Origin of the sequence: Zymobacter sp. IVIA_12111.31 C1, assembly GCF_047495495.1 — a bacterium.
Lineage (GTDB): Bacteria > Pseudomonadota > Gammaproteobacteria > Pseudomonadales > Halomonadaceae > Zymobacter.
On sequence record NZ_CP179930.1, the window covers coordinates 1,920,288 to 1,934,525 of the forward strand.

Consider the following 14,238-nt stretch of genomic DNA (forward strand, 5'->3'; position numbering starts at 1 on the left):
GTTCATCGAACTGGCCGTATGCATTCATCCCCTGTCAGAAACAATGATGACGTACATGCCGCCACCCTGCTTCTGCCTGCTCCTGTCGGCATTGCTCTCATCCCCATAAGAGCATCATCATCCCTGACGCCGACCATGATAGGCCATCTCTCTAAATGCTAAAGAAATGAAAAGCCTTGTCGAACAAGGCTTTTTCCCTCTTTGGTACTCTCGTCTTCTACTACTCGTCTGCTGCAGGTAGACGCAAGCGACTCAGCTCCCGTACCAGACCGGCTCTGTTTCATATTGCCTATTCGACACATTGCGCGCCCTATTGGTATACCCACGATAAAGCCAGGGTATTACAGGCCGATAACATCGGTTTAATTCGATAACCTTGGCGCCCGCATGACACGACACGATATACGACTGACCTACCTGGTCGCTTTTCTATTGGCAGGCATACTGACCCTGTTCACCGTTACGCTGATCATGACGTACCGAAGCAGCCAGTATGCTGATAAAACACGCGATAGACTAGACATCGAACACCAGCTGGGTATTCAGCTGAACGATGCTGTCAGCGACCTACGCCGCGCCCGACTGGCCCTGTATCGCGCCACCGCAACGGCCATTGCTGGAGACCGAGCCACCACCACCAAGGCCATTGACATCGTCAACAGCCTGACACAGCACGCCAACGACAGCGTTAATGCTTTCCGTTCTTTGAACGGTGGTCGCCCCGGTATCGACGAAGCGGCACTCCAACGCGCTTTCAGTGACTATCAGGATCACCTGATCACACCCGCAATAGGTGCCGCCACCGCCGGTGACAGCAAAGGCATCAATGCCGTGGCATCCAAAGGGCTGCCTTACGACCAAGCCCTGACCCAGCAGCTCGCTGCTACACAGGCCACCATCGATGCTCGCCTTGGCGATGCACGCCAACTGATGGACCGACTCAATCACCGCAATGCGCTGATGATGGCACTTTCGTTCGGTGCCATGCTGGGGCTGTGCGGTACGATCTTCATCATCCTGCGCCGCCAGATCATCGCCCCGTTGCGTCGCATGCAGTGGCACTTCGACCGTATCGCTGACAACGACCTCTCCCATGCCATTGCAGACCATGGCAAGAACGAAATAGGCCAGCTGCTCTCTTCACTGGCCCATATGCAGCACAACCTGCGCGATGTGGTGACGCGCGTGCATGACAACAGTCGCGTACTGCACGATAACGTCCAGACCATCCATCAAGACAACACGGCTCTAGCCGAGCGTACTGACCAGCAGTCCGGTGCCATTGCAGAAACGGCCGCGCATATGGATACACTGACGGCCATCGTCAAACAGAACAGCGAGCATGCTGCCCAAGCACAGCAACGCTCCGTAGCCGCCACACATAGTGCAGAACAAGGCGGCGCGGACGTTCAAAGCATGGCGCAGGAAATCAGCGAGATCGCGCGCATGGCAGAACAGATCACGTCCATCACGACTATGATCGACAGCATTGCGTTTCAGACCAATCTGATTGCACTGAATGCTTCGGTGGAAGCCGCTCGCGCAGGCGAGCACGGGCGTGGTTTTGCGGTAGTGGCGGACGAAGTGCGCAATCTGTCCACCCGCTCGACGCAGTCCGCTCACGAGATCGCCACACTGATCACCGCCATCAGCGACAAGATACGCACGGGCAGCCAACGCGCCAGCGATGCTGGCACCACGATGGACAACGTCATTAACGGTGTCCGTGAGGTCAATTCATTGATCGAACATATCACTCAGGCATCACAGGAACAGCACCGCAGCATCCTGCAGACTCACAGCGCCTTCAATGAGATCAACCAGTCGCTGCGTGACAATGCCCGCATGGTTGATGACGTTGCCCGTTCGACGAACGCTTTAAAGGCCCAGTCAGCCGCACTCACCGCACTGGTCGACGACTTTTCATTGACAGAAGAACCCGCATCGACACCGTAGGCGCTTATAGCGCCGCGATTAGAATGCAAAAAGGCCTGAGCAGAGATTGCTCAGGCCTTTCCTTTAACCACAACACGCGCTGTATCGATGCCGTTATGCTTTCTTAACGAACATCGATTTCAGCTGCATGGCACCGATACCCGGCACTTTGCAATCAATGTCGTGATCGCCTTCAACCAGACGAATACCCTTAACGCGCGTACCCACCTTGATGACCTGGGAAGAGCCTTTCAGCTTCAGGTCCTTGATGACAGTGACGGTATCGCCGTCCTGAAGGAGGTTGCCATGAGCGTCATGAACGACCAGACCTTCTTCTTGAGCAGCGCTGTCGCTACCGTCTTTGGCCCACTCATGGGCGCATTCTGGGCAGATGAACAGCGGGCCATCTTCGTAGGTATATTCGGAACCACAGGATGGGCAAGCAGGTAATGCGCTCATCAATTTTCCTTGTCTACGTTCTTCTAATGTCCCACAAGCCCAGCCTTGATAAGGCTTGCGGCGAGGTAATGAGCGAAGCATGTTACCACACATCGCTTTTTCATGCCGGGACGCACAGTCGCGCCTCGAATTCACTGTGATCAAATTGTGACACGGTGTTCTGTGGTTGCTCTCCAACACACCAAGCCGCGAGACAGACTCACGCTCCAAGTATGCTCAGCAAAGTCTTACGGAGACTGCACGGTTTACGCACAGCCCCCTGCAGGCTCAGGGTGTACACATATGCCTGAGCTCAAGCACGCTCTTATCTTCGATACTCCCCCACCCCAGCATGAGCGCTTGCACGAATCGATTCTTCGATGCGATAAAGCCCTCGCCTCTGTATCTTTACCCTATACTCCGCGCGCTCTTTCTGGCCTTCAAAGCCCTACCGGCGATTGCCGTTCAAGTAGGGATCAATGCAGCAGGCCCAAGAATACCGCGCGCACAACAGCCGCCGTCTTATTCGGCGCATCCAGCTTCATCATGGCATTGCGCAGGTGGAAATTGACCGTGCTGACGCTGATGTTCAGTATTTGAGAGGTCTGATCCGATGTTTTGCCATCGCCTGCCCAGCGCAGCACTTCCTTCTCACGAATGGAGAGGCTGACAGGACTGTGCTGACGCATTCGTGACATAGCACTATGAACAGCCGTGGTGATCCACTCAAGGTGAAAGTTCACTTCATTTTCAAGATAAGACTGCGAAATGACCTGGTCGCTGTCCACATAGAACATGCTGAACTGACCGCCCCCTTCCATGACCGACTGCGCCCAACCTCCGCGGTGTCCCCAGCCAAAGAATTCTTCGAACAGCTCGGGGTCCTGATCGAACAACCCACCTTCATGCTGACCAGTCCAGATGGCAGGTACGGTCGTTCGTGAACAGTGACGAGGAATTGGCGCATCATCATAGCCACCGGAGGCGTTCTTTTGATGCACCGCATCCTCAGATGAACCCAGTATACAGGCCTTCCTATTGGCTAGCGGAAGCGCGAGCTGTGTCCGCCACGTGCAGAAATTAAATCCCAAAGGCTTGACCGCTTCCAAGCTCACATCAACGATGTCCTGCATGTTCGTTTTTTCATGAAGCGACGTAAACAAGTCTATCTGCCAATTATTCATGGCCAACTCCTTCAATCGATCAGTCCAAGAAAAAGGGCATGAACAACCAATGCGTGCACGCTGTCGCAGCCAAATTTCTTACGCAAATCATCTAGCATCGAAAAAAGCTTTATTGCATTAATACTGCTATCTGCCATCACGTTCTTTATAGACGCATTATGCCAATACAGCTTTCTTAGCAGCGCAATCTCATCAGGAGAAATATAGTGATCCAATGAAGACTTCTTTAGTTCATCCATGCGGATATAGGCTGCCGCACTCACCCATTGCATGTGCTGTTCGGCATGCCAAATTTCATCTGGAGAAAGAATGCTTCGGCTTTCCACAAAGAATATGCCTTTCTGACCATCATGGGCCGAGGTAGAAATGGCCCAACCGCTGTGGTGGCCTGTGCCGTAATACTCTTCCAGTACCTCTGGAGCCTGAAAGAACAGGTCTTCGTCCGTTGTTCCCCGCCATGAAATGGGGGCCTGAGAAATTGCACAGTGGCGAGGCACAGGAGCATAGTCACAATCGCCATTAGCGATCTTTTCCAATGCCTTATCTTCGATAGCATTGAACGCCACAACACCATTGCTGTTGCTTTTTTTTGCGGGCTGCGTGTTAGTACGCCATCCGCAGAAATCGAACCCAAAAGGCCGGACAGCATCCAGAGAAGCATCCATAACCGTTTTTACGGAATGAGCTGAATCCAGAGCTGAAAATAGATCCAATTTCCAGTTATTGGTGTTCATTTCTTTAGGATATCCTCTTGATTAACGCCCACTCTAAAAAACTGCCGAAACCATAACTACTGTCCTTTATGACAGGTATATATAAAACAAACGGTATACAAGCAATATCGTACTATGCATCTTCCATTTAGAGCACGCCTCATCCCCCCAATACCCATGTCATTGAGAAGCATTAACACCATAAAATTGCAATAGAAACCGTCTATTTTAGAAAGGGCAAAAGTAATCACTCAAGTCATGAAACAACTGGTTAAGACGCCATTCGAATAATATCATTACAGAAAAGATAATGGTTATTCATCGAAGTCCAGTGCACAAAGTATGCGCACTGGGCTTATTCCACAGCATTCATACCTTATTAATGCAATAACCCCAGAAATATAGCACGCACTACTGCTGCCGTTTTATTAGGTGCATCAAGCTTCAGCATCGCATTGCGCATGTGGAAGTTGACTGTACTAGCACTGATATTCAGTATCTGGGCAATCTGATCAGATGTCTTTCCGTCCCCTGACCAACGCAGAATTTCCTTTTCGCGTAGGGACAGCTGAACATCATGCTGCCGCCGCAGTTGAGACATGGCGCTGTGCACAGCGGTCGTGATCCACTCAAGGTGAAAGCCCACCTCACGCTCAAGATAGGACTGCGGCATTATTTCGGCGCTATCAACTAAGAACATACTGAACTGCCCCGCGCCTTCCATCACCGATTGCGCCCAACCACCTTTATGACCCCAGCCAAAGAACTCTTCCAGTAGCGCAGGATCCTTTTCGAAAATCGCCCCCTCATGCCGCCCGGTCCAGATCGCAGGCACGGTCGTTTTGGAACAGTGAGTCGTGATGGGGGCTTCGTCATAGCCACCCGCCGCATTTTTCTGATGCACCTTATCCTCGGAGCTGCCTAGGACACACGACCGTCTGTGCGCAAGTGGAAAGGCCAACCTTGTCTTCCACGTACAGAAAGTAAAACCCAACGGCTGCACGGCCTTCAGCGCAACATCGACCACATCCTGCATGCTGTTCTTTTCATGCAGTGCCGAAAAAAGGTCTATCTGCCAGTTATTCATTGCATCCTCTCTACTTTATTCATTTTTATAGGAATGAAGAGCCAATGCACCACCATGCCATCCCAATCAACAAGGGTTAATTGATATTCAGCTTATCTCATCAATGTTCAATCGCCGGTGGTCCACTTAGCGCACTCATACTCATCTGGTGCAATGATACCCATCTTTGTTATATATTCATGTGTCTATTCCATAATAACATTCAGGCTATTCACCCCAATATTCAGCAAGACTAAAATAGAATAACCAAACGTTAATTACTTATTAATATATAAATTAGTTCAACAAATAGAAGATGATGTTATCCATAAAAAAGAAGGCCCCTTTCTTTATGAGAGGAGCCTTCTTATTGAAGAGCAGCGACTATCGCGTCATTTTGACGCTCACACTGCTGTCAGCCACTTATTCGTATGCAATCGGCTGATCGCTGACCGTCGTTTCGCGTCCGGCCTGAATCTCTTCGACCTCACGTTCAACCTGAGCGATATCATCAGCACCGTGCAGCAGCGTGTAGATCACGTTGAAATCAACGGATTCGCCTGCTGCCAGGGATTTAACACGGCCCTGCTCACGCTCAACCGTAACGGGGTAGCAGAAACCGGTACCCGGTTCGATACCGGTAACGTAACCGTGTTTGAGGGTATCGGTGTTCTTCCACAGCGACAGTACCGGCAGCGTACGGGTGTCAAAAGCGATAGCAACGCCACGTTCGCCCGCTTTGTCGATCAGCGCCACTTTGGTATTGCCCGCTTTGTTCGCATACGGACGAATATTGAACATCATTTCATCAAAATTCGCCGTCGGCCCAACGAACGTCTGCCAGTCAGACAGACCCGGTTTGGCGTAGTCGTTGAACGGTGAGATATGCTCGACCGGCGCAACGAAGCGAGCGCCTTCTTCCAGCAGCGGCGCACCGAAGTTGCTGTGGTAAACCAGCTGGTAATCGTGCGGGTATTCGCCGACGTTGGTCAGGTGATCGTGGATGGCAAAGGACTGGCTGCCCAGTTCATAGGACAGTTCCGTCCAGCATTCGAAGTAGACACCTTTGAACACTTTTTCTTTGACCAAGCCGCGAATGCGAACGGTCGGACGATCTTCATCGCTGATTTCGACTTCTACGCGTGATGCCGGCAAGTTGCCTGCACGGCCGTGCAGCGTATAGAACATGTTGCCTTCACGAACGGGGTGGCCCGCCCATGCATAGCCGCAGCGCACCATCATTTCATTGAAGGATTCCGCCCAACCACAACCACCGTTTGCTTCAAGGTTGATGGTTTTCGGGTGAGCGATTTCGTCTACCGGGGAATCCCAGCCAAGGCGTGTGCCGTCGTGGCTGAAGACTTCCAGAATATCCATGCCGCGTGTCGGGCACAGGCTGATGGTCAGGCCGTTTTCGCAGGTCAGCGTGATGACACGCACGCCATCCTGACGACCGCCTTCCAGTACTTCTTGAGTCAGCGTGAACGGGGTATCGCTGATGCGATCGCTATCGAAGCTATCGCTATCAAAGAACCAGTCACCTTCATCGTAGCCCATTGCTGTGTCGGACAGGGTAAACAGCAGCTTTGCCATGAAACGCTCCTTGCATACATCAAGGGATGTTCTTCAGTCGACGGACTCCGCAGGACAGTGCTTTCACTGCCAGAGAGATTGCGGAGCAGTCAACTACTCAAATACTGTGATCATGAATAAGCGCTTATGAGACAAATTACAATCCGACCAAAGTGGAGCAGCGTCTTTAAAATAAAAATGATGAGGGACATCTTCTTGCTTTAAAATACTCTCCCAAGAGCAAAATATAGCCCACCTAAAATCACTTTAAGAAAGGTGACTTCGAAGAAAATTTATTCAAAATTATAACACAAAAAAACCATCCAACATTACTCATCCATATAATTAATTCAAAATAATTATTGCTCAAAAAATACAAGTTATAATATTCTCTCTAATTTATCTTTCAAAGCTTTAGCCCTTCCTTTAGGTATGTATGATACTCCCAATCGATTACATATTTCTTCAACCTCAGAATTGTCATGAACTGAGTAGACTATAATTCTCTTTCCGTTAATCCCTTTGGTTCGCGCTTGTTGAGCTATAAACAAACCTCTGAATTCTTGAAAGACCTTCTGCTTTTGCTTTATTGAAGCCTCAAGCTCTGGTGAAACAGGCACATTTAAGTCTAATACTAAAGCCGAGTATTCATCAACTTTAGCACTATTAAGCTCTTCATAAGCATCATGAACCGATGTCAGAAACTTAGTTTTAAAACCTAATGATTCGACAAAGTCTTCTAGCCAGTCGAGAAACATTGGCTCATCATCAAGTATAAATACTTTTTTCATTTCAAAAAACCGTTTGGTATTCTAATTTCAAATTTTGTCATCCCTGCTAGTGAATGATGAGCAGAGATTGATCCTTTAAACACATTTTCTATAATTAACTTACATATGTGAAGTCCAAGGCCTGAGCCAGATGATGTTCTTTGTTTTGCGCTTTTAGCTCTATAGCCAATTCCAAACAAGTCTTCATCATTGGAAAAAGGTTCGCTGTAACCTTCAAAAACAATAATAAGATCATTTGATTTTTTTTGTATACTGTTTTTTATTACCAATACAGTGCCAGGCTTCCCGTACTTTACACCATTATCAATTAAGTTCATAAAAACTTGCTTTAATAGATTTGGATCTCCACTAACACAGTTCTGAATTTTTCTGTTTTCTAATTCAATTTTAATATGATCATGCTGCCCCTGATCTTGAAAAAATTGTGCTGACTCAATAATTGCTTGAGGTATAACTGTTATTTTAAGAGACGAGTGTGAAATTGATGCTGTATTTCCTGAAGCATATTCTGCAAAATAAGAAAGATTTCTTATTAGCGAAACTGTATATTCTAGTTGCGACCTCGCTCGGCGCAGACGTTGCTCTCTTTTATATTCTGGAACAACACCATCTATCAAATTATCAAGAGCCCCAATAACCCCACTCATTGGATTAATTGCTTGATGAGTGATATTTTGAATTAAAAATAATGTATCGTTGCTATCCATTCTCTTGCCCTTTAGTTAACTCCAAAATAATTTTTTCCTGCATTATATTTATTGTAAAGTTAGACAGGCTAGAAATTATATTGACGTGTTTTATCTCTGATGTAATTAATTCTCTTGGCAATAGTATATGGATCAAAGATAGCGTTTCTTGAATAATTATGGGAGCATTTTTAAAGATAAAAAAAAGATATGCTAAAATCGCTCTAGTCGAGTATTTATCGAAATACTGTAACTTTATTTTGGTTGCATCAACCCAACAAAAGTAATCAGTTTCGGCATGACCTTTAAAACAGAAACCATAGCTTGCATTCTCACCTGATGTGTCTGATATTCTTCTAGAGATCAACTCGCTAAACGAATGTAACAACCATAATCTTTCCTGTGACACTTCGGCAATATCAGGAGATAAAGAATTCGTTATTTTAAGAAGAAATTCAATTGATGGTACAAAAACTTCAATATTCGAATTCAATTCAGTTTTTGAGCCATACTTTTTTGCTATTTGTGGATATAAATTCAATTTTCCATAAATATCAATTGCCCCCCAAAATCTAATAATTGGTTTTTTGTTTCCGCTATTCCAAGCTTCAACTTGATCCAAAGCTTGTGGTGAAAGCGTAGAACTTGTTACAAATAACAGTATATCTGCATTATGAGCTTCGGCATAAGAAATTTTATTCCAAACAGTAGGCCAATCAACTGAGGATGAGTGACGCTTACATTCTATATACCATTTTTGTCTTTGGTACTGCCCAGACAAATCGGATATAAAATAATCGCCTTCTATATCCCGGCCTTTATCACTACCCGGTGTTCTCCAAACTGGATTTCTTAATCCCAAGGCCGTGACAATATCGAAAGTCAAATTTTCAAATTCTGTTGAGGATAAGCTCAGTAATTCCATTCTACGATTCTCAAAATAGATTTACTCCTATACAGCATACACTTTATTTAGATAACTTAATGCGCATTCAACATGCTAGCGCCACCACAGATATAAATATTCAAATTAACTAAAATTATAATAGCACATATTGAACTGAAACCAAGGAAATTTTCGCATCTCTTTGGCTCTGCTAAGCTTTAATATCGCTACGCAGTGCATCTAAACTGGTCAAGCCATCATTATAACGAGCTTCAATGAGTTTGGGAGCTTGAGCTGAACTATCTGCATGTGTTTGCTGCTCGGCAAGTTTTTGCTAGGCTCTGTACGAAAAGTAGGTGTTTGGTCCCGGGAAGTAGGGGTAAGAATTGCCTTTAAAATATCCCGGTACCTTGTGCCACTGATCCAGAATGAAACCAATCGGGGTATATCCCTTCAACGCTCGCAGTGGTCGAGCACTGTTATAAGCCCATAGATAGTCACGAATATACTGCTGTAACTGGGCCAACGAATCATAATGGAAGACGCGGGTTGTTGCTTCCTTAATGGTTCGGTTTATGCGTTCTACCTGACCATTTGTCCAAAGATGACAAGGCTGTGTCAAGCGATGTTGTATGCCTTGCCTATGGCATTCAGCATCGAAAGGATGAGCACGATACGTCTCAGTGCCAGGCTTTTTGGCGAACTGGATGCCGTTGTCCGTCAACACGGTATGTACATGATAAGGCAGCTGCTCCAGTGCCGTGCGTAGAAAATCAACGGCCACTTGTCGAGTAGCGCGCGTGTAGAGCTCGGCATGAACAAATTTAGTTATCCGATCAATGGCAACAAATAGGTAGGCTTTCCCTTCTGGCGTACGCATTTCGGTGATGTCGATATGCAGATACCCCATGGGGTAACGTTTAAAGGCAGCTTTAGGGCGAACAGGCTGATCAGGTGTTGGTAAGCGGCTAATCCCATGACGTTATAGAGGCGGTGCAAACTTGAACGGGTTAAGCCAGGAATGACATGTTGCAAAGCATGCAGACAGTCATCCAAAGGCAGTAGCGTCTTTTTCCTGAAAGCAATAGCTGCCGCTTCTTGGGAAAGTGTCATTGATGTCGAATGGGGATGAGATGGCCCCATAGGCGCATCTTCAACGGAGTGACGAGCGCGCCATTTTCGTACGGTTTTAGGGTTGAGGTTGTAACGCTTACTCAACGTCGCGACCGACTCCTTCGATCGCTGTAGTTCTGCTCGGATAGCGTGCGTTGTCGTGGCGCGTTTGTGAAGAATCTGAGCCATGGATCATCTCCTGAAAGAGGTATGTACCATACACCCCTACTTCCCGGGACCAAACAGAGGCGATAGTACCAGCTTTAATACCACGCTCAAAACGTGCTTGGCGCTTCTATTAGTTGCCAGACCATGCCAGACAAAAATTACAAAAAAGCCCGCGATTACGCGGGCTTAAGAGCATTTTTGCTAGATCGTGCCGGGTACTGCCAGACGCGAGATTATTCCCACTCAATCGTTGCCGGCGGTTTGCTCGACACGTCATACGTCACGCGGGAAATGCCGCTGATCTCGTTGATGATGCGGTTGGAAACCTTCTCCAGCAGCTCATACGGGAGGTGTGCCCAGCGTGCGGTCATAAAGTCGATGGTTTCGACAGCGCGCAGTGCAACAACCCATTCGTAGCGACGTGCATCGCCTACGACACCGACGGATTTAACCGGCAGGAAGACAGCAAAGGCCTGGCTGGTCTTGTCGTACCAGCCGGAGTTGCGCAGCTCTTCCATGAAGATGGCATCGGCTTCACGCAGGATGTCGGCGTACTCTTTTTTCACTTCGCCGAGGATGCGTACGCCAAGGCCCGGGCCCGGGAACGGGTGACGGTAGACCATGCTGTGCGGCAGACCCAGTTCGAGGCCGATCTTACGTACTTCGTCCTTGAACAGTTCGCGCAGAGGCTCAACCAGTTTGAGCTTCATGGTTTCCGGCAGGCCGCCTACGTTGTGGTGGGACTTGATGACGTGCGCTTTACCCGTCTTGGTGTCGGCAGATTCGACGACGTCGGGGTAGATCGTGCCCTGTGCAAGGAACTCGACTTCGGTCAGCTTAGCCGCTTCTTCATCAAAGATGTCGATGAAGGAATTACCGATGATCTTGCGCTTAGCTTCGGGGTCAGTAACGCCCGCCAGCTTACCGAGGAACAGGTCTTCGGCATCGACACGGATGACCTTAACACCCATGTTGTCGGCGAAGGTCTTCATGACCTGATCGCCTTCATTTTTGCGCAGCAGACCGTTGTCCACGAACACGCAGGTCAGCTGGTCGCCAATGGCTTTGTGCAGCAGCGCTGCAACAACAGAAGAGTCGACACCGCCGGAGAGCGCCAGCAGTACCTTGCGCTTGCCGACCAGTTCGCGTACGCGATCGACCTGGTCGTCGATGATGCGTGCCGGTGTCCACAGGCATTCGCAGCCGCAGATGTCGACAACGAAGCGCTGGAGCAGCTCTTGGCCTTTGATGGAGTGCGTGACTTCCGGGTGGAACTGCACGCCATAGAAATCTTTTTCAGCCCATGACATGGCGGCGATCGGGCAAGTATCGGTAGACGCCGTTACGCTGAACTGCGCAGGCGCGGTACCGACCTTATCACCGTGGCTCATCCACACATCCAGCAGCGGCTTGCCGTTGGCATCGACAGCGTCTTGCAGGCCTGCGAAAAGGCGATCTTCGACGTCGACACGCACCTGTGCGTAGCCGAATTCATGCTTGTCGGAGCCGATCGTCTTGCCGCCCAGCTGCTCGGCCATTGCCTGCATGCCGTAGCAGATACCGAATACCGGCAGGCCCAGCTCGAATACGCAGTCAGGAATGCGCGGCGAGTTGTCGGCATGAACGGATTCCGGGCTACCGGAAAGAATGATCCCGTTAGGATTGAATGCACGAATCTCGTCTTCGCTCATATCAAACGGGTGGATTTCGCAGAACACGCCGATTTCACGCACGCGACGTGCGATCAGCTGTGTGTACTGCGACCCGAAATCAAGGATCAGGATTTTGTGGGCGTGGATGTCGTGCATGGAAAAGACCGTCCGCTTTTATGGCTAAAGGAGCATGAGCTCGCGATGTCATGAACGCTTGAAGAGCAGTGAGAGGAACGCCCTCTCACTGCTGACACTGTATCGCTTCTCTATCGGGAAGGGATCAGCTGATGTGGTAGTTCGGTGCTTCTTTGGTGATCTGCACGTCGTGGACGTGGGATTCCGCGAAGCCAGCACTGGTGATGCGTACGAACTCGGGCTTGGTGCGCATTTCGTCGATGGTGCGGCAACCGGTATACCCCATGGAAGCGCGCAGACCACCCATCAGCTGGTGAATGATGGCAGACATAGCACCTTTGTACGCAACGCGGCCTTCGATACCTTCCGGTACCAGTTTTTCAACGCCGGCGTCTTTGTCTTGGAAGTAACGGTCGCTAGAACCGTGAGACTGAGACATGGCACCCATGGAACCCATACCGCGGTACGCTTTATAGGTACGGCCTTGGTACAGTTCGATCTCACCCGGTGCTTCTTCGGTACCGGCCAGCAGGCCACCGACCATGACGCTGTTGGCGCCAGCAACGATAACTTTGGCGATATCACCAGAGAAACGGACACCACCGTCAGCGATAACCGGTACGCCGGAGTCTTTCAGTGCTTCAGCGATATCAGCAACGGCGCTGATCTGCGGCACACCGACACCCGCAACGATACGCGTGGTGCAGATAGAACCCGGGCCGATACCCACTTTGACGGCGTCCGCGCCAGCTTCAACCAGTGCGCGAGCAGCGGCTGCCGTTGCGATGTTACCGCCGATAACCTGAACGTCAGGATAGGTTTCTTTTACCCAGCGAACACGTTCGATAACGCCACGGGAGTGACCGTGAGCGGTATCGACGACGATGACGTCAACGCCCGCTTTGACCAGCGCATCAACGCGATCCGGCGTTTCAGCACCCGTACCGACAGCGGCACCGACCAGCAGGCGACCATCAGCATCTTTTGCAGCGTTCGGGTAGTTACGTGCTTTTTTGATATCGCGCACGGTGACCATGCCGACCAGCTCTTCACCGTTGACAACGAGGATCTTCTCGATGCGGTGTTCCTGCAGCTTCTGTTTGATCTCTTCCAGCGGCGTGCCTTCCGGTACGGTGACCAGTTTTTCACGCGTGGTCATAACATCAGCAACGCGAGTGCTCAGGTCACGCTTGAAGCGCATGTCGCGGCTAGTCACGATACCGGCCAGCTTGCCATCGTCCAGAACGGGGAAGCCGGAGAAACCAGACTCAGCGGCCAGCTCGGCCAGTTCACCCAGCGACATAGAAGATGTCACGGTGACGGGCTCTTTGACGACGACCGTTTCGAATTTCTTGACCTTGCGAACTTCATTGGCCTGCTGTTCGATGGTCATGTTCTTGTGGATGATGCCGATACCACCTTCCTGCGCCATGCCGATGGCCAGGCGAGATTCGGTAACGGTATCCATCGCGGAAGACAGCAGCGGAACGTTGATCGTCAGCTTGCGCGTCAGGCGAGTGCTGAGCTGAACATCCTTCGGCAGTACATCGGAATAGCCGGGGATAAGAAGAACGTCGTCAAAGGTAAGCGCTTCTTGGGCAATGCGGAGCATGGCATGAGTCCCGTGTTTGAAATGAACGAAAGCCCCATTGATCTGGCCACTACGCGACGCAGCAGTGATCAACGGTGCATCAAAACCAAGCGAGCCGGTCGCTTCAGGGGAAGGAACGTTCCCGTAAAGCGACCGACTCGCGGAATTCTTCGCTGCCGATCATCCATTCAGCCATTCGACACTGTAATGCTGGGCCGCCCGAATCCCTGACTCGCTGTGGAGCCTGCGGGGGCGTTGCCAAGAGCATATTCAGGTCGATCATAATCAGGCATCGGCGTATGAAAATT

11 protein-coding genes and 1 pseudogene are annotated in these 14,238 nt (G+C 49.7%); 1 reads left to right on the forward strand and 11 read right to left on the reverse strand.

The features are described from left to right. The first annotated feature begins 387 nt into the window (after window positions 1-387). Entirely contained in the window at window positions 388-1,956 is a 1,569-nt protein-coding gene (locus ACMHYW_RS08785) for a methyl-accepting chemotaxis protein (protein WP_414499612.1), read from the forward strand. Window positions 1,957-2,049: 93 nt separating this feature from the next. On the opposite strand, the gene ACMHYW_RS08790 is transcribed toward ACMHYW_RS08785, so the two are convergent. The 11 genes and pseudogenes from ACMHYW_RS08790 to guaB form a co-directional block, all read right to left on the reverse strand. Next, window positions 2,050-2,394 (reverse strand): zinc ribbon domain-containing protein YjdM, encoded by a 345-nt coding sequence (locus tag ACMHYW_RS08790; protein WP_027706013.1) that lies wholly within the window; start codon window positions 2,392-2,394, stop codon window positions 2,050-2,052. 455 nt (window positions 2,395-2,849) lie between these two features. After that, complete coding sequence (locus ACMHYW_RS08795; protein ID WP_414499613.1) at window positions 2,850-3,557, reverse strand: LuxR C-terminal-related transcriptional regulator; 708 nt, start codon at window positions 3,555-3,557, stop codon at window positions 2,850-2,852. An 11-nt stretch (window positions 3,558-3,568) separates the two neighbouring features. Next, window positions 3,569-4,291, reverse strand: a complete 723-nt coding sequence (locus tag ACMHYW_RS08800; protein WP_414499614.1) for an autoinducer binding domain-containing protein — start codon at window positions 4,289-4,291, stop codon at window positions 3,569-3,571. 358 nt (window positions 4,292-4,649) lie between these two features. Beyond that, window positions 4,650-5,357, reverse strand: coding sequence for a helix-turn-helix transcriptional regulator (locus ACMHYW_RS08805; protein ID WP_414499615.1), 708 nt, complete (start codon window positions 5,355-5,357; stop codon window positions 4,650-4,652). A 402-nt stretch (window positions 5,358-5,759) separates the two neighbouring features. Continuing rightward, on the reverse strand, window positions 5,760-6,929 hold the full coding sequence (locus ACMHYW_RS08810; RefSeq protein WP_027706015.1) for an aldose 1-epimerase family protein: 1,170 nt from the start codon (window positions 6,927-6,929) through the stop codon (window positions 5,760-5,762). 359 nt (window positions 6,930-7,288) lie between these two features. Continuing rightward, window positions 7,289-7,699 carry a hypothetical protein gene (locus ACMHYW_RS08815; RefSeq protein ID WP_414499616.1) on the reverse strand — a complete coding sequence of 137 codons (411 nt, stop codon included), beginning with the start codon at window positions 7,697-7,699 and terminating at the stop codon, window positions 7,289-7,291. Further along, window positions 7,696-8,406: a sensor histidine kinase gene (locus ACMHYW_RS08820; protein WP_414499617.1), complete on the reverse strand. Its 711-nt coding sequence runs from the start codon at window positions 8,404-8,406 to the stop codon at window positions 7,696-7,698. Before ACMHYW_RS08820 ends, ACMHYW_RS08815 begins: the two co-directional genes overlap by 4 nt. Beyond that, a complete protein-coding gene (locus ACMHYW_RS08825) occupies window positions 8,399-9,310 on the reverse strand; it encodes a restriction endonuclease (protein ID WP_414499618.1) in 912 nt (303 codons plus the stop codon). Before ACMHYW_RS08825 ends, ACMHYW_RS08820 begins: the two co-directional genes overlap by 8 nt. Before the next feature lie 295 nt (window positions 9,311-9,605). Continuing rightward, a pseudogene (locus ACMHYW_RS08830) lies at window positions 9,606-10,573 on the reverse strand (IS481 family transposase). A gap of 212 nt (window positions 10,574-10,785) precedes the next feature. Continuing rightward, entirely contained in the window at window positions 10,786-12,360 is a 1,575-nt protein-coding gene (gene guaA, locus ACMHYW_RS08835) for a glutamine-hydrolyzing GMP synthase (protein WP_414499619.1), read from the reverse strand. A 124-nt stretch (window positions 12,361-12,484) separates the two neighbouring features. Continuing rightward, a complete protein-coding gene (gene guaB / locus ACMHYW_RS08840) occupies window positions 12,485-13,951 on the reverse strand; it encodes an IMP dehydrogenase (RefSeq protein WP_414499620.1) in 1,467 nt (488 codons plus the stop codon). Between the last annotated feature and the right edge of the window lie 287 nt (window positions 13,952-14,238).

Bases quoted from the DNA above. Each gene is read 5' to 3' on its own strand.
- guaB (WP_414499620.1), bottom strand. From the start codon at position 13,951: ATGCTCCGCATTGCCCAAGAAGCGCTTACCTTTGACGACGTTCTTCTT.
- ACMHYW_RS08805 (WP_414499615.1), bottom strand. From the start codon at position 5,357: ATGAATAACTGGCAGATAGACCTTTTTTCGGCACTGCATGAAAAGAAC.
- guaA (WP_414499619.1), bottom strand. From the start codon at position 12,360: ATGCACGACATCCACGCCCACAAAATCCTGATCCTTGATTTCGGGTCG.
- ACMHYW_RS08820 (WP_414499617.1), bottom strand. From the start codon at position 8,406: ATGGATAGCAACGATACATTATTTTTAATTCAAAATATCACTCATCAA.
- ACMHYW_RS08800 (WP_414499614.1), bottom strand. From the start codon at position 4,291: ATGAACACCAATAACTGGAAATTGGATCTATTTTCAGCTCTGGATTCA.
- ACMHYW_RS08815 (WP_414499616.1), bottom strand. From the start codon at position 7,699: ATGAAAAAAGTATTTATACTTGATGATGAGCCAATGTTTCTCGACTGG.
- ACMHYW_RS08795 (WP_414499613.1), bottom strand. From the start codon at position 3,557: ATGAATAATTGGCAGATAGACTTGTTTACGTCGCTTCATGAAAAAACG.
- ACMHYW_RS08825 (WP_414499618.1), bottom strand. From the start codon at position 9,310: ATGGAATTACTGAGCTTATCCTCAACAGAATTTGAAAATTTGACTTTC.
- ACMHYW_RS08790 (WP_027706013.1), bottom strand. From the start codon at position 2,394: ATGAGCGCATTACCTGCTTGCCCATCCTGTGGTTCCGAATATACCTAC.
- ACMHYW_RS08810 (WP_027706015.1), bottom strand. From the start codon at position 6,929: ATGGCAAAGCTGCTGTTTACCCTGTCCGACACAGCAATGGGCTACGAT.
- ACMHYW_RS08785 (WP_414499612.1), top strand. From the start codon at position 388: ATGACACGACACGATATACGACTGACCTACCTGGTCGCTTTTCTATTG.